This window comes from Paenibacillus sp. J23TS9 (assembly GCF_018403225.1).
In the GTDB taxonomy this organism is placed as follows: domain Bacteria; phylum Bacillota; class Bacilli; order Paenibacillales; family Paenibacillaceae; genus Paenibacillus_AQ.
Genome location: NZ_BOSG01000001.1, coordinates 1635049 through 1652556, shown reverse-complemented (window position 1 = coordinate 1652556; position 17508 = coordinate 1635049). Strand labels below are relative to the sequence as shown.

The window sequence follows — 17508 nt, the reverse complement described above, 5'->3', positions numbered from 1 at the left end:
AAGCAGGTGTACTATTCAATGTTAGCAAAACCATCTCCGCAGCAGCTGACATGGCAGGAATATGAACTGGGCATGTTTTGCCATTTTGGCATGAACACGTTTTGCGATCAGGAATGGGGGGAAGGAACGGATTCCCCAGAGCTCTTTAATCCAGATGAATTTGATGCCCGTCAATGGGCTAGGACGGCGAAACGCGCCGGCTTCAAGTATTTGGTTTTGACTGCAAAACATCATGACGGCTTCTGTCTGTGGCCGACTCGAACGACCGATTATTCCGTGAAGTCCAGTCCATGGAAAGACGGCAACGGGGATGTTGTTCGTGAGGTTGCCGATGCCTGCAGGGAGGAAGGGCTTAAGTTTGGGCTGTATCTGTCTCCATGGGACCGGCATGAACCCTGCTATCCGGATAAGGAGGCTTATGATGATTTTTACGCTGATCAATTAACGGAGCTTCTGACAGGGTATGGACCACTTGTCGAAGTATGGTTCGATGGGGCCGGTTCTCAAGGCAGAGAATATGATTGGACCCGAATCATCGGGCTGGTGGACAAATATCAGCCAGACGCGATGGTCTTTAACATGGGACGTCCGACGATCCGCTGGGTAGGGAATGAAGATGGCGTTGCTCCTTACCCGTGCTGGAATACGGCGACCACGGCAAGGGAGAGCATGTTTACCAGCGATATGCTGACTTGGATGGAAGGGACTCCCGCCTGGGTACCGGCCGAATGCGATGTCCCGATACGCAAACGTCACTGGTTCTGGCATCCTGACGATGAAGCAAGCTTAAGAAGCCTTGAGGAAGTGTTGGAGCTCTATTACCGTTCGGTTGGCCATGGCGCTACGCTGCTCTTGAATGTATCCCCGGATAACCGTGGGCTGCTGCCTGATGTTGACGTGACACGGGTCATCGAATTCGGGGATGAAATCCGCCGCAGATTCGGACAATCTATTGGCCAGACGAATGGAGAAGGAAACGAATTGCTGCTGAGCCTAGAACGCATCCAGCCAGTGAATCACGTGATACTCATGGAGGATATCGTCCAAGGGGAGCGTATACGCGAATACGTTCTTGAAGCTTACAGCAAAGGCGATTGGAAAGAGCTAGCACGGGGAAGCGCAATAGGGCATAAAAAAATAGACCGGTTTGACGCTATCGAAACCGATCTGTTGCGTGTAACTTTCCTATCCAGCGTGGAGAAGCCCATGATCCGATGTTTTGCTGCATACTGCGTGGAATGATTCCATGCTATGTCACTTAGTTGACAGAAGGGCTTACACACGGCTTTAGCACAACATGAATTTAGAATTCAATCCACTATCTGGTATTAAGCATTAGGGTATGAAAACAAGGTCAGACGCTCATGTTAAGAATGGAGGTGAACGTCATGACTGGAAGAAACAATAAACCGAAGAACGACGGACCTGCCTCTTCTCCAGGACGGCTGGATCAATTCGGTGAAAAGATGTCGGAAAGTGACAGAAACAAACCGATGAACCCAGGTAACAATAGTGGAAAGAACTGCTGAGTGAAAGCTTTCAAAAAAACGGCCGCCTTAAACAGACAGCCGTTTTTTCTATTCATGGCAAGTTTCATGTAAGATGACATTAACTTGTATTGTTAGCCCAGGACACGAACTTATATACATAGCCGATTATAAGAAAGACTAATGTTATTCAGCATCAGTATCGTTGCTCTGGTAAGGGGCTGGATTATTCAACTCATGGCTATTTACTTCTCCCTGATTATCTCATACGATATGGATAATGATAGATAAGGAGTTGAAATCAAATGAATGCTAAAGAAGCAGCGTTATTACTTGGGGTTCATTACAAAACGATCCTTAACATGATTAATGATGGGCGTTTGACCGCTACGAAAAACGACTCAGGAGATTGGGTCATCAGTGAGAGTGACCTGGCTGCTCGCGAGCAAACGATCGGTGATAAGGAGTTTGCAACGATATACACTCATATGGCAATACAAATGATTGAAAAAGCTCATAATCGCGCAATAAATGCAGCACAAGAAGAGCTAATTCACGTCGCCCGTTCAATTATTAAGGTAAAAGAGAATCGGAACGAGCTGAATCAACATGTAAAACGACTTCAAAATGCAGTAGATGCCTATAAAGCCGCTGATGCATTTACACTCACTATTGATTCCATCAAAAGGCAAGCGGAAATAGAAAATCACTAACATATGAGAAGATATTACGCGGATCATATTACGGCCATACATAATCCACGATCAGGAGGTTGAAGACATGAATATGATTGTTAGACAAGAAAAAGCGGAAGACGTTAACGAAGTCTACCATGTGGTACAAAAAGCGTTTGAAAATGCTGACTATTCAGACCATGATGAACATAATTTGGTAAACAGACTAAGGAATTCGCCGAATTATATTCCGGAGTTGTCTCTTGTAGCTAAATACGAGGACAAGATCGTGGGTTATATTCTTTTTACTGAAATCAAAGTGGGGGATAAAACGTTGATTGCCCTTGCACCTGTTGCTGTATTACCAGAAATGCAAAGCAAGGGCATAGGGAAGCTGCTGATTATGGAAGGCCACAAGATCGCTGCGCTGCTTGGTTATAAGGGTTCCGTTGTATTGGGTCATGACAAGTATTATCCGAAGTTTGGTTATAAAAAAGCCAGTCTATATGGTATAGAAGCACCATTCGAAGTTTCTGACGATCATTTTATGGCCGTTGAGCTTATTGACGGTGGTCTTACAGATGTCCATGGCGTTGTAGAATATGCTAAAGAATTTTTTGAAGAATAGAATATTAACTTGAGATCATATATTTAAGTCTTCTCTACTTGAACAGGAAACGGGAACCGTAAAAGGAGCAATTGCTGCGGCAGTTGCTCCTTTTTTCATTCATCGTGTTGAAAAGATTCGGTCGCTCCGTTTCTCTAACCAAGATTTCTGGAGAGGAGTATTTATATTGACTAGTGCAGAACAAATAATTTAGGATGTGTTAATGAAGTTGTCGGCAATTCCGATAAAAATACCTGTGGGGAATGTGGATGATTGTTCTGGAGGCTAGTTCAAAGCGATTCACATACAGTTCATAAATTTACTTTACAATGAATTCTTATTAGAAACCTGTGTATACGAAAAGATGATGATTGCAGAAATGGAAGGAAGATTCGTTTGGAATTGTTCGAATTTATTTTGCTAATGCTAGTGGCCGTTTCTTTATCCAATTTAGTGAACCGTTTTATCCCTTCAGTCTCCGTACCCATAATTCAAATCGTGCTGGGAATGTTGATTACTTGGTTACCCTTGCATTATGAACTGAAATTAAATCCGGAGCTGTTCTTGCTGCTGTTCATTGCCCCGTTGCTGTTTAATGATGGCAAGCATGCGGATAAAGAAGCGCTGTGGAAACTTAAGAAACCTATCCTTTTGTTAGCGTTGGGTCTAGTGTTTGTAACGGTAGCTGTGATGGGTTATTTCCTGAATTGGCTGCTTCCGGTCATCCCGCTGGCGGCATCCTTTGCTCTGGCGGCTGCATTAGCGCCTACCGATGCTGTGGCTGTGGGTGCACTGGAACAGAAAGTGAAAATCCCCCATCAAACGATGCAAATTCTCGAGGGGGAATCTTTAATTAATGACGCATCGGGGCTTGTTTCATTTCAGTTTGCCGTAGCTGCTATGGTCACCGGGATGTTCTCCTTCAAATCTGCTGGTCTCAGCTTTATTTCCATTTCGCTTGGCGGTGTGGTGCTGGGTCTTCTGCTCACGCTTGTAAAATATGGCGTAGTAAAATGGCTGCGGAGACTGGGAATGGAGAATGTCACGCTTCACATGCTGATTGAGATCCTGACTCCCTTTTTAATTTTTATGACGGCCGAGGAACTGGGGGTTAACGGTATCCTTGCCGTCGTCGCAGCAGGGATTGCCCATTCTTTCGGTTACAAGAAAATGAATCCCGAGGTAGCCAAGCTGAGAGTTGTATCCAAAAGCACCTGGTCGGTCATTATCTTTGTATTGAACGGACTGGTTTTCCTGCTGCTAGGCACACAGCTTCCGGATATTATTCAAACGATTTGGAACAGCGAGGAAATAGGGAATTTCAAAGTCATTATGTACACATTATTATTGACTTTGGCTGTACTCGCGCTGCGACTAATCTGGGCACTTCTGATGGATATCTCCAATCGCACTGAACCGCGTGGCCCTTGGCGGCTCAGGTTCAAGAAGGCACTTATTCTCAGCCTATCGGGAGTCCGGGGAACGATTACTCTGGCGAGTACGTTGTCACTGCCGTTTTTTCTTGATGATGGCACAGCTTTTCCGGCTAGAGATCTGATCATTTTCCTTGCGGCAGGAGTTATACTGTGGACCTTGCTGGCCTCTAACTATCTGCTGCCGCTTGTATTGGGGAAAGAAACGCAAACGGAGCAGGAAGAGGAGGAGATTCAGGCGAAAATTGAGATTCTGAGGAATGTAGTTAACGGATTAAACGAACTGACTACGGACCAGAACCGGCTGGCGACCGCCCAGCTCATCAATACGTATACTTCCAGAATCCGAACACTCAGGAAAGATGAAAAGAAAGATAAGGTACAACGGTCCTTGGGCCTGTCTGTCCTGAAATGGGAAAGAGAAAACACTTTGCTTGCACTAAAAAATAAAGAAGTAAATCCATACACAGCATACCGTTACCTTAACAAGATTAACCAACTGTTGTTTATGCACACAAAAGATGTCCGTTATAAAAAAGATCTTTTTCCAGTTAAACATTGGGACGAAGTGTTCGGGATGCTGCAGCAAGTCAGGTTAAGCATCCGAGAGGGACGCGCCGAATTGACCAGGCTCAGAATTCAAAATATATCATATGTCATTAAGCAGCTAAATGCTTTACTCGCAGTAGGCGAGCCGGATATGGAGACGGTCAGCTCTCTGATCCTGCAAAATGAACGTATGCTGCTGCATCTGACCAGAAACGAATCGGACACCGGCACCCGAAAAGAGTTCGACCTATCAATGCAGGAGCTGGCCCGAGTCGGAATTCAGATGGAGAGAGACAACATTCAATCCATGTTCGAGACAGGACGGATTACAAGACAGGGCATGAAGGAAATGAAACGCGATATCCTCTTCATGGAGCATGATCTGCGAGAAGAGACGAGTTAAGAGCGGTCCCGGACTATGAACATAGTTGCGGGACTTTTTTTATATTAATAATTCATCCAGAAATTTCTGGCCGATGAACAATGATTCATAAAAAGGAAGGCTTCTCGGATACTCGAATTTGCGTACGCCTTGCAGCTCGGTCTTAATTTCATTAACGATGGGATTCACATTGTTTTTTTTACGTAAATCGGACGATTTTCTCTATTGTCACGACTAAGGTTTATGCTACGATATTATGCACAGACAAGAAAATTACATATAAAGGGAGCTAAACTCATATTTCACAACGTATCCTCTGGATTTTGGATATTTATGAAAGCGAATACATTTAAAATGAATTGAGAAAGGAAAAGGCCGGGATCCATCCATGTTAAACGCTCGTCATAAAAAAGGAGGAAAAAACGATGAACATTCAGACGGATATCGACTGGCCCGCATTTCTCTCGCGGCATGATATGTTGTGGAAGACCAAGCCTATTAGCTGGGACGAGGGGGCTTTTATAGGCAATGGACTACTGGGAGCCATGATATACAGTGAAGAACATCGCGACCAGCGTCATGTGCTCAGATTCGTGCTAGGAAGGACAGATGTGACGGCATCACGTTCAGGGGGCGCCAAGAACTTTCCTGTACGTGTGCCCATAGGGGAATTTGTGCTTGAGATGGAAGGGTGGATCTACCAGCCTTGCGAGATTCGGATAGACCTGTGGAACGCAGAAATGCGGGCGGTTATCCCTACAACAAAGGGAGAGGTGAAATTGCGGGCTTTAATCCACGCCTCATCCCCCGTTGCGTTTATTGAACTAGATACAGATGAAGGTGAACATGGGGCGAAATTAAACTGGTATGCCTATCCGGATGTGAACCCGATTCTCAAAAACGCCGATGGAATCAATCTGAATCAATATATTCCCAAGATTGCAGTGGAAAAAACCGAAGAAAAGGGGATATATTTCGGGATTCAATCCTACGGACAGGGTGAAGGCTGCACGACGGCATGGAAGATGCATAACCATGAAAGAGCTGGGGTGTGCAAGGAAGAAGATATACCTCAAGACAGAAGATATCACCGAGTATGCCTGCTGACCGTAATGAAAGGAGTATCCGAACAGGACAAGGAAAACGCCCGCAGGGAGCTTGATAAGATAGACGTCACGGAGACAGGCATAGGTGAATGGATTTCCGCCCACCGCGTGTGGTGGCATAACTACTATCCGGCAAGCTTTATCTCGATCCCTGACATGCAGCTCGAAAGTTTTTACTGGATTCAGATATATAAGCTGGCTAGTGCTACCCGAAAAGATATGCTGCCTATGGACAACCAAGGTCCATGGATGACTTCAACGCCTTGGCCGGGTCTCTGGTTTAATATGAACGTGCAAATGAGCTATTCACCGGTGTATACCGCGAACCGGCTTGAGCTTGGACAATCTCTCATTTCTTCGCTCCGGCTACATGAGAAGCAATTGATCCATAATGTGCCTGAAGCTTTTCGCAGCGATTCGGCCGGCCTCGGGCGGAGCAGCAGCTATGATCTGAACAGTCCGGTTGACGATGAGGTCGGGAATTTAACATGGCTTATGCATAATTGCTGGCGGCAATACCGCTATTCGATGGACAGCGAGCTGCTGCGCGAATTCCTATATCCGCTTCTACGGCGGAGTATCTGCTTGTATATGCATCTGTTGGAGGAAGGGGAGGACGGTATGCTTCACCTGCCTCCCATGGTTTCGCCTGAATACGGTTCCTTCAAACAACTCGTGACCCGTGATTCCCATTATGACCTTTCTCTATTACGTTGGGGCTGCGAAACATTATTGCATGCATCCGAGAGACTTCAGATTCTTGACCCGCTCCGGGAGAGATGGAATGAAATCCTCACCCGCTTGACACCTCTGCCGGTTGACCCGGAACTCGGCTACAAGATCGGAGAGGATCTCAGTCTGGAGTTCGGTCATAGACACTTCAGCCATCTGCTTGCTGTTTTTCCGCTGCATATTGCCGGAGGATCGGAGGAAGAACGGGTGCTTGCCATCCGCACTCTCAGGCATTGGATCGCCATGGAAGGAGATCTGCGCGGCTTCAGCTTCACGGGTGCGGCTTCCATTGCGGCAGCACTGGGTCTTGGCGATGAAGCACTCGCTTATGTGCGAAGCCTGATGCATTTTATTAAACCGAATACGATGTATAAAGAAGCGGGACCGGTTATCGAGACGCCGCTGGCCGGAGCGGAGGCGATACATGATATGCTGCTGCAGAGCTGGGGGAACCTGATCCGGGTATTTCCGGCCATACCGGGCGAGTGGCAGGAAGCCGTCTTTCATAATCTGCGCACAGAGGGCGGTTTTCTTGTCAGCGCCGTCTATAAAGAGGGGAGAACAGAGCTGATCCGTATCCGCAGCCTTGCTGGAGAGCCCTGTCGATTGCTTACTGATCTCGCACATTCGGAACAAGGCTTCGTGATTGAAGTGCAGAATAAGACGCCGGATTATAGGATACATGAGGACCAATCCATTGAAATATCGCTTGGACAAGGAGAGGAAGCGGTGATCTACGCGACAGGCAGCAGGCAGAATGAGGCAATTGCACCTATACAGGCTGAACCCGGCATGTACAATTTTTTTGGAGGAAAGAAACCTTGGCGACTATACGGAATTCCCAAATAACATCCGGGAGGTAAGCGGATTATGTTCAAGCAGCTGCGCAAGTACAACCGAAGCGTTATTGTAACCTGGTTAGTATCCTATACAACCGTTCTAACGGTACCTATTCTCATCAGCTTTGTGTTGTATTCGATCTCGTTCAATCAGGTGAAGACGGAAACGAACCGGGCGAATGACCTGTTGCTCGAGCAGATGGAAATGTCCATTGACAGCAAGCTGAAGGGGCTGGAACAGCTGAGCCTCGAGATTGCCTTAAACCGCAATATTTCCAGCTTCTCCAGCGTTGATCTTCCGCTAAGGGATGCCCAATACTATGATTTATTCCAGATTTCGGAGAGCCTGCGCACCTATAAAAACGCCAATGATTACATCGATCAAATCTTTGTATGGTACATGAACAGCGATACCGTGTTATCTACCTACGATCATATGAACCGCCAAGGTTTATTTCAAAAGCTGCGCCCGCAAAAAAATACGACTTTCGAGCAATGGAACAGCCTGTTCGAACAAAAATATGTAAACGGCTACATTCCGATGAATTACTGGGATGACGGCACGGCGACACCGGTCGTAGTGTTCGCGCGCTCCCTTGTATTCAACACACCGGGCCAGCCGCCTGCCATCATCATGTTCGTCATGAAGGATGCCAAATTGATCGAGAGCGCTCCCCGAAATCCGGATGCTAGCGTGTTCATTCTGAATGAGGAAAGCCGCTACATTGCCGCTCCCGCGAAATCGGGAAGCCTGCTCTCACTGCAGCTTAAATACGATGAGCTTCAGGAACAGCAGGGCATGGTATACAAGGAGGTTCAGAATCAACAAGCGGCGGTCTCCTACATTACTTCCAAAGTTACGGGCTGGAAATATGTGTCCGTGCTGCCGGCATCCCTGTTCAATGAAAAAATGGAGTATATGCGCAGGCTTACCTGGATCAGCATCGGGCTCTGTTTTTTGGTCGGCGGCGTCATCTGCGTTCTGTTTCTTCGTAAAAATTACATGCCGATCCAGGTCATGCTGCAGAGTCTTTCCCATAAATTCGGACTGCGCTTTGACGGGGGCTTGAGCGAATATTCCTTCCTGCAGGGTGCGATCCAGGACTATTTTACGGAAAAGGAAGATATGCGCGTCCGCTTTGATAAACATCGCAATACGATCCGGGCTCATTTGCTCCGAAGGCTGCTGAAAGGGGCGATAGATCAAGAAGCGCCGCTGCATGAATCTCTTGCCGCCCATCATATTCAGTTTTCATCTGATCGTTTTGCCGTCATGCTGGTATCTGTGGATGAATACGGGAAATTTGAGCAGTACGGATCGGAGGAGTTGTCTGATAAAAAGCAGCAAATGCTGCATTTTATTCTGACGAATGTCCTTGAAGACACGGCGGCGGGCGAGGCTGCCGTATACACCACAGACATGAATGACGTTCTTGCTTCGATCGTGAATTTTCAGAACGATATTTCTGAAGAACAAGAGCAGCAGACTCTACAGCGCATTACGGAACAGATTCGTGAGTTCATGCATGTGCAAATGCAGGTGAAACTGACGATTGCGGTTGGTGGAGCCCATTCCCACATCTATGAAATTGCCCATTCTTATCAAGAGGCGCTGGATGCGCTTGAATATCGGGTTATACTCGGAAGCGGGCAATTCATCCGGTATGAGGATACGCAACTGAAGCATGCAGCGAATCATCATTATTATTATCCTCTGAGCGTCGAACAGCAGCTGATTTATGTGGTGAAGAGCGGGAATTATCCGAAAGCGGAAACGCTGCTCGAGGAAATTTTCAAGGAAAACTTCTCGGGTCATCCGGTATCCGTGCCACTCGCGAAATGCCTGATGTACAATCTGGCAAGCACGATGCTGAATACGCTCGATGAGGTAAGCGTAACAAGCAAACGAACGCTGGAATCGCAGCTCCTCGATGTAGAGCAGCTGCTCGCATGCGAACATGTCCTGCAGATGAAGGAGCAGATGAAGGATAAGCTGAAGCAGGTTTGTGAATGGATCCAATCCGAAAAGAGGGATCATCACCGTTATTTGATTGAGGATGTACGGCGTTACATAGAGAATCAATTGCATGATCCAAATCTGAATATCTCCATGATTGGGGAAGCCTTCCGAATGACACCCTCATATATATCGCGTCTGTATAAAGATCACGCGGGCGAAGCACTGCTCGATACGATTAACCGTTTACGCCTGGCAGAAGCCAAGGATCTCCTCCAGGAGCAGAAGCTGACGGTCAATGAGGTCGCCGGTCGCGTTGGCTATGCGGATGTCAGCACCTTTGTGCGAACCTTCAAAAAATTCGAAGGCATCACCCCTGGAGCATACCAAAAGACGACGAATTGAATGTAAAAATCAAAAAAATCACAGGCGAATTTACGTTTTTGCCTGTGATTTTATGTTTTGTCTATGTTCATATATACGGATTTGTTCAACAATGAGCATCGAGTACTTCATTTTGTAAGGGTATTCATAAAACAATCCGAATCGGGGGAATGGCAATGGTTCAACGTTTGCTTTCCAGTAAAAGTTTGGTAAGGCGTTTCAAAATGGGAGTTTCCGCCGTCCTGCTGATGAGCTTGGTGCTTGCGGGATGCTCCCAGGGAGATGGCAAGGAAACGAAAGCGAAACCGCAGGAAGACAAGAGTGCTGCTTCAGATCTCGGCATGACGTATCCGCTGAAGGCGAACAAGGGAATTACATCGTGGGAAATCCTGAATAATAACGCGGTTACGTTCTTCCCCAATCTGGCTGACACTCCATTCGGCAAGACGCTTGCCGAGAAGACCGGTGTTAATGTGAAGTATATCCATCCGAATGACCAGCAGACGAAGGAACAATTTAATCTGATGATCGCCTCGGATGAGCTGCCGGATACGATTGAGTATGACTGGACGGGACGGAGCGCGGGTTCCTATCCCGGAGGACCGCAAAAAGCGATTAAAGACGGAGTTATTCTGGAACTGAATGACATCATCGACCAATATGCGCCGAATCTCAAGAAGAAGCTGGAAGCAGACAAGGAACTCGACAAAATGGTGAAGACGGACAGCGGAAAATATTATGTATTTCCGATGATCCGCAATCCGTCCGGGCTTGTATTCCGCGGTCCGATGGTCCGCAAGGACTGGCTGGACGAACTGAATCTCCCTGTGCCGACAACGATTGAAGAGTGGGAAACTACTTTGAAAGCGTTTAAGGAGAAAAAAGGCGCAAAGGCACCGCTTAGCGTAACGTACACGGGAGGCAATTTTGAAATCCGCGATGCCTTTATCGGAGCGTTTCACACGTCCAACAATTTTTATATCGATGATGAAGGAAAAGTAAAATACGGTCCAGTGGATCCGCAGTATAAGGATTTTCTGACGCTCTTCCGTAAATGGTTTGCGGAAGGACTGTTTGACAAGGATTTTGCGCTTACCGATAGCAAAGCATTGGACAACAAGATTCTGACGGGTCAGACAGGAGCAACGGTTAACCTGCTCAGTGGAGGCATGGGCAAATGGATGGATGCGATGAAGAAGCAGGATCCGAAGTTTGAGCTCGTGGGCGCTCCTTATCCAACACTCAAAAAAGGCGAAGTTCCGTTTATCGGACAGCGTGATTTCAAATACAATCCAGGACCAAGCAAAGCGATAACGACCGCCGCAAAAAATCCGGAACTGGTCGCAAAGTGGCTGGACTATGCTTACAGCGACGAAGGCGCCATGCTGTTTAACTTCGGAATCGAAGGGGAGAGCTACACCATGGAGAATGGGGCCCCGGAGTATACCGATTTGATTAAAAATAATGAGAAATACAGTCTACAGCAAATGGTATCCATCTATTCCAAGCCGAATGGTCCATATGAAGCGGATGAACGCCGCAATTGGAACACCTTCCCGCAGCAGGATGAAGCGGTTAAGATCTGGTCCAACACAGAGGCGGAGAAGCATACGCTTCCGGCATTTCTAACGCCGACGGATGAAGAAAGCAAGGAGCTCGGCAAGATTCTGACGGACGTGACCAATTATAAGGAAGAAATGTTCGTGAAATTCATCGTCGGTAAAGAGCCGATGGAGAATTATGATCAGTACGTGGCACAGATTAAGAAGCTGGGCATCGACCGGGCAGTCGAAATCTACCAAAGCGCTATGGATCGATATAACAAGAGATAATGCCTGTAAGTCCGGGGGAGGCTTGTAATTGCCTGACTTCCTCCGGACGGCAGATTGATCATGAGGAGTGACAACGGCATGGCGAAACATCCATCTCACATGCAGCACGCGACCTTGCTGCCTGCTGACCGCACGAATACATCGAGCCGGTGGGGACTGCTGAAAGATATTCGGAAAAATCCTTGGCTATATATCATGCTTACTCCCGTACTGCTGTATTTCACTGTCTTCCACTACTATCCGATGTATGGAGCCATGATTGCTTTTAAGGACTTTTCGCCGCGGCTGGGTATCACGGGCAGCCCTTGGGTCGGCTGGGAGCATTTCGAGTCTTTTTTTCAGGGGATTTACTTTTGGCGCGTCATTACGAACACGTTAATCATTAGTTTCTATGAGCTTATTTTCGGTTTTCCTGCTCCGCTGATTTTGGCCTTACTGTTAAACGAAGTGAGAAAAACGGTATTTAAACGCACCGTACAGACATTGACGTATATGCCCCATTTTATATCGCTGGTAGTCGTGTGCGGCATTATCAAAGAGTTTACGATGAGCGACGGGATCGTTAATGATCTGCTTTCGTTCTTTGGCTGGGAACGGGTATCACTGCTGCTCGGACCGGAATATTTCCGTACCATCTTCGTCTCGTCAGGGATCTGGCAAAATATCGGCTGGGGCACGATTATCTATTTGGCTGCGCTGGCCGGAATTGACCAGGAACAGTATGAAGCTGCCAGGATGGACGGGGCAAGCCGCTGGAAGCAGATGCTTCATGTGACCTTGCCGGGGATTATGCCCACGATTATCATCCTATTTATCCTTGAGATGGGCAGAATCATGAATGTCGGCGGCGAGAAAATCATTCTGCTTTACAATCCGTCTACCTACGAAACAGCAGATGTGATCAGCTCCTACGTATATCGTGTAGGGCTCCAGGAGTTCGATTACAGCTTCAGCTCGGCCGTGGGACTATTCAATTCGGCTATTAACTTCACGCTTGTCATCTGCTCTAACTGGTTGAGCCGAAAGATGAACAATACGAGCTTGTGGTAGGAGGGATGGATATATGAAACACAGAATGGGACACTTGTCATTCGGTGAGAAGACTTTTGATGTCTTGAATTACACCTTGCTGACCATTTTAACGATTTGCACCTTATATCCTTTGGTTTACGTTTTATTCGCTTCCTTAAGTGATCCGACATTGTACATGCAGCATTCGGGTATTTTATGGAAGCCTTTGCACTTCAACCTGAACGCCTACCGTCTGGTATTCGAGAACCCCATGATCATTCGCGGGTATTTAAATACATTTATCGTGCTTATTGGCGGGCTTGTGCTCAATATTATTCTGACGGCTTTCGGCGCTTACGCGTTATCACGGAAAGGCCTTCGCTACCGCAAGCAGCTCATGCTGTTTATTGTGTTTACGATGTTTTTTAACGGGGGGCTCATTCCATTATATTTTACGGTAAAAGGACTCGGGCTGACCAACACGTTATGGTCCCTGATTATCCCGCAGGCCATTTCGGCCTTTAATCTGATTATAATGCGAACAGCATTCGAAGCCGTGCCGGACAGCTTGGAGGAGTCAGCGAAGATCGACGGGGCCAATGAATTCGTCATCCTGTTCCGCATCATGATTCCGCTGTGCATGCCGGTCATGGCCGTCATGCTGCTGTATTACGGGGTCAGCCACTGGAATTCCTGGTTTAATGCGATGATTTATGTGCAGGATCGTAACCTGTATCCGCTTCAGCTGGTCCTGCGGGAGCTGCTGCTGCTTAATGATGCCAGTTCGATGGCAACCGGAGCCAGCGGTGGTGAAGTCGCGGTAATCGGCGAAACGCTCAAACATGCTACCATCATCGTGGCTACCGTTCCGATTTTGTGCGTATATCCGTTTCTGCAAAAATATTTCGTTAAAGGCGCGATGATTGGCGCCATAAAAGGGTGAACCTTACAGATCAAACAAGGAGGTCAGCTATGGCTAAGCTTGCGGCTGAGAAGGATAAGAATCTGGAACTATGGTGGAGACAGGCGCAGCAAAAGGTAGACCAGTTAATGGCCAGAGGGCCGGAGCTGGCACCTCATGCGGCGAAAAACGGGGAATATGACGGATTGACCTTGGATAATTGGATATCCGGCTTTTGGCCGGGAATGCTCTGGATCTATTATGATATGACAGGGGAAGAGAAGTACCGGAACGCTGCTTGGGACTTTGATATCCGCATGGAGCGGCTGATGCTGGAGGAGAACCGTTTTCATCATGACGTCGGGTTTCAATTCCTTCCGACCTCCATTCTGAAGCATAAGCTTACCAATGATATCGATGGCAAACGGAGAGGACTGACAGCAGCCAATTTTTTGGCGGGACGCTTCAACCTCGCTGGACAATATCTGCGTGCCTGGAACCGGGATATGCCGGGCTGGGCGATAATCGACTGCCTCATGAATTTGTCCCTTTTGTTCTGGGCCGCAGAGGAAAGCGGTGATCCGCGCTTCAGCCATATTGCCAAAGCGCATGCCGATATGGCTCTGAAGCATATGATTCGTCCGGACGGCTCTACCTGCCATGTCGCGGTATTTGATCCGGCTAACGGCGAAATGCTTGAATACAAAGGCTGGCAGGGGTACGCGCCGGATTCCTGCTGGTCAAGGGGGAATGCGTGGGCATTGTACGGCATGGCAAATACGTACCGGTCTACAGGGGATATCCGATATCTGCATGCATCCCAGCGGGTAGCCCATCACTTTATTGCCTCATTGCCGGAGGATATGGTTCCGCCTTGGGATTTCCGCGTGCCGAATCCGGAGTCGGAGCCGCGTGATACTTCCGCTGCGGCGATTGCCGCTTCCGGCTTGCTGGAGCTTGCCGCATTAACAGTACCGGAAGTCGGTACGATATACCGTCAAGCGGCTGAACGCATTTTGGCTTCTTTATCCGAGGCATACGCAGCGTTTAACGACGCTGGCCATGAAGGCATTTTGCACGGTGCGACAGGGCATAAGCCTGAGGGAGTCAATGTCAATGTATCTTTGATTTACGGGGATTATTATTACGTGGAATCTCTGGCCAAACTCAAGGGTTGGTCACATCGTACTTTCTAGCAATCTATACCCTTCATTTCGGAAAGGTGGAGTGCACTTGGATACGTTATTGACAAAAATGCGGAACCGGCGATATTTCACAGGAATTTGCTTGGGATTGGCTTTCCTGCTGATCCTGGGATCCCTAACAGTACAACCTTCACAAGTTATGAGTGCCGCAAGCGGGAAGGGAGGAGAAGAAATGAAATTAGCAGTAGGGGCTGTTACGGCCAGCTCATACCAGCCGAATACGAACTATGTGCCGGCGAATGTCGTGGATGGAATTTGGGGCGAGGATGAGAACAGCCAGCAAAGCCGCTGGTCTGCATCCGGACAAGGAGAATGGCTTCAATTCGATCTGAATCAGCCGCAGAAGGTCACTTATGTAAAAATTGCTTTTTTGAATGCGCGCGAACGCCTTTCCAGCTTCGAAATCACGGCATCGGATACGCCCGAATTCAGTTCCGGAAAGACCGTGCTCCAAAAACAGTCGAGCCGCCAGCTCCAGCCGGAGGATAGCATCCTGCAAACCTATATGCTGGATCAACCGACAGAGACCAGATATTTGCGTCTTAAGGGATATGGAAACAACGCCAGCGGAAGCTCGGGAAATTGGAACAGCATCATGGAGGTGGAATGGTATACGGGGACTCCGCCGGAGACGGGAGAACCGACTTCGCCTCCTGCCGAAGGGGGAATTGTCAATGAAGGTGATGTAGAGCCTCCGGTATTCAAGCATGTTAAAGTCAGCACAGGCAGCGAGCTGCAGCAGGCCCTCGACCAGGCGGCCAGCGGAACATCGATTGAGCTGAAGGATGGATCTTATGAACAAAATGGGCCATTCGTGATTAAAGAAAAGCATGGTTCAGCAGCTTATCCGATCCGGATAACGGCCGTTCATCCCGGTAAAGCGTTGATTGCAGGAAACAGCTACATCCATATTGAGGATTCTAGCTACGTTGAGGTAAGCGGACTGAAGTTCGTGAACGGAATCGGAGATGAGAACGGGAATCAGACCTTGACGGATCGGGGTCTCGCCAGCCGTGCACTGACAGGCGTTCATCCTGGAGTGCAGCTGCAAAGTTCAAGCCATATCTCAATTCTGGGTAATACCTTCGCGCTCGATGAGACCAGCCAGGAATACAGATTCAAGGTGGATAATCGTTCCGTATGGTGCCTCGTTAACGTCAATGGAAGCTGCAGGTATGGTGAAAGCAGCTATGATCCAAAGGGCGAGGTTTACAGCGGTCCCACACCATATGAAGACAACAAGCTGCTGACAGACAATGGAACCAACCGTCATTATATCCGGGTGGAAGGGAAAAGCAGTCACAACCGTATTGCGTATAATGATATCGGTCCGAAGAAAGGTTTTGGCGCGGTGGTGATTTATGATGGCGAAGGGCACAGCGGACAAAGCATCTCGCAATACGATGTGATCGAATACAACCATTTTCATGACATCGGTCCACGGGTCAGCAACGGTTTGGAAGCGATCCGTCTAGGATTATCCAGTCTCTCCTTGTATTCCGGTCATGTAACGATTCAGCATAATTTGTTTGATGGATTGAATGGGGAAGATGAAATCATTTCGGTGAAAAGCAGCGACAATATCGTCCGCTATAATACGATCCGCAATTCCTACGGCGGTATTGTATCCCGGCACGGCAACCGCAACAGCTTCTACGGCAATTTCATTCTCGGGGACGGTAAAACGCCGGGTCTCAGCGGTTTCCGCATATACGGCAATGATCATAAAATTTTCAACAATTATATGGAAGGGCTTACCGACAAAGTGATTCGACTGGACGGTGGAACACATGACGGGGGGCCGGAAGGTAGTACGAACCCAACCGTACGCTGGGGAGGAGAACATGAGCAAACCGCCGTGCTGAATAATCTTCCGGAAGAGGAACGGACAGAGCTCCTGCGCGGACACTGGAGACAATATAATGTCCAGATCTTCCACAATACGATTGTCAACGTAGGCAACAGCACGCCAGCAATCACCCTTGGAGGCAGAACCTATCAGCCTGTGGGAACGAAAATATACAACAATTTGATTTTCAGCAATGCAGGCACAATTTTTAATGAAACCAGTGCGATGATGAAATCCCCGGAAGTCGAACGGCCTGACTATAAAGGCAATAAGATCGAAGGAATCGCGTCGGCTTCGAATAATCCCGTTGTCAGCGGGATGATCAAAAAAGAAGATCTGCGATTAGTACGCGGCATTGACGGATTAATCCGCTTGTCGGTTTACAGCCCTGCCATTGATGCAGCCGTCAGTCCGTTTTTTGCTCTTGACGATATGGATGGGCAGATGCGCTATGCGCCGGATGTCGGCGCCGATGAATACCACGCTGGCGGTGCGAAGACCAACCGTCCGTTACTGCCGGCCGATGTCGGTCCAAGAGCCTTATTAAAATGAGGTTCTAA

Annotated in this window: 12 protein-coding genes; all 12 read left to right on the top strand. The window is 47.9% G+C overall.

Annotation, left to right across the window (positions count from 1 at the left end):
* Positions 1–18: 18 nt before the first annotated feature.
* The 12 genes from KJS65_RS07925 to KJS65_RS07870 all read left to right on the top strand — a co-directional run bounded on the left by KJS65_RS07925 (position 19) and on the right by KJS65_RS07870 (position 17500).
* Entirely contained in the window at positions 19–1242 is a 1224-nt protein-coding gene (locus tag KJS65_RS07925) for an alpha-L-fucosidase (protein WP_213649331.1), read from the top strand.
* Between the two features lie 146 nt (positions 1243–1388).
* Positions 1389–1529, top strand: coding sequence for a hypothetical protein (locus KJS65_RS07920; RefSeq protein WP_213649330.1), 141 nt, complete (start codon positions 1389–1391; stop codon positions 1527–1529).
* Positions 1530–1792: 263 nt separating this feature from the next.
* Positions 1793–2200 (top strand): helix-turn-helix domain-containing protein, encoded by a 408-nt coding sequence (locus KJS65_RS07915; protein ID WP_213649329.1) that lies wholly within the window; start codon positions 1793–1795, stop codon positions 2198–2200.
* 67 nt (positions 2201–2267) lie between these two features.
* Positions 2268–2789 carry a GNAT family N-acetyltransferase gene (locus tag KJS65_RS07910; RefSeq protein ID WP_213649328.1) on the top strand — a complete coding sequence of 174 codons (522 nt, stop codon included), beginning with the start codon at positions 2268–2270 and terminating at the stop codon, positions 2787–2789.
* Between the two features lie 375 nt (positions 2790–3164).
* Positions 3165–5153: a Na+/H+ antiporter gene (locus KJS65_RS07905; protein WP_213649327.1), complete on the top strand. Its 1989-nt coding sequence runs from the start codon at positions 3165–3167 to the stop codon at positions 5151–5153.
* Positions 5154–5557: 404 nt separating this feature from the next.
* A complete protein-coding gene (locus tag KJS65_RS07900) occupies positions 5558–7819 on the top strand; it encodes a glycosyl hydrolase family 95 catalytic domain-containing protein (RefSeq protein WP_213649326.1) in 2262 nt (753 codons plus the stop codon).
* A gap of 21 nt (positions 7820–7840) precedes the next feature.
* Positions 7841–10171, top strand: coding sequence for a helix-turn-helix domain-containing protein (locus KJS65_RS07895; protein ID WP_213649325.1), 2331 nt, complete (start codon positions 7841–7843; stop codon positions 10169–10171).
* Positions 10172–10326: 155 nt separating this feature from the next.
* A complete protein-coding gene (locus KJS65_RS07890) occupies positions 10327–11982 on the top strand; it encodes a type 2 periplasmic-binding domain-containing protein (protein ID WP_213649324.1) in 1656 nt (551 codons plus the stop codon).
* 99 nt (positions 11983–12081) lie between these two features.
* Positions 12082–13032 carry an ABC transporter permease gene (locus KJS65_RS07885; RefSeq protein ID WP_244864566.1) on the top strand — a complete coding sequence of 317 codons (951 nt, stop codon included), beginning with the start codon at positions 12082–12084 and terminating at the stop codon, positions 13030–13032.
* Between the two features lie 13 nt (positions 13033–13045).
* Positions 13046–13936 (top strand): carbohydrate ABC transporter permease, encoded by an 891-nt coding sequence (locus KJS65_RS07880; protein WP_374706142.1) that lies wholly within the window; start codon positions 13046–13048, stop codon positions 13934–13936.
* Between the two features lie 29 nt (positions 13937–13965).
* A complete protein-coding gene (locus KJS65_RS07875) occupies positions 13966–15090 on the top strand; it encodes a glycoside hydrolase family 88 protein (protein WP_213649322.1) in 1125 nt (374 codons plus the stop codon).
* Positions 15091–15271: 181 nt separating this feature from the next.
* On the top strand, positions 15272–17500 hold the full coding sequence (locus KJS65_RS07870; RefSeq protein WP_213649321.1) for a chondroitinase-B domain-containing protein: 2229 nt from the start codon (positions 15272–15274) through the stop codon (positions 17498–17500).
* Positions 17501–17508 lie beyond the last annotated feature (8 nt).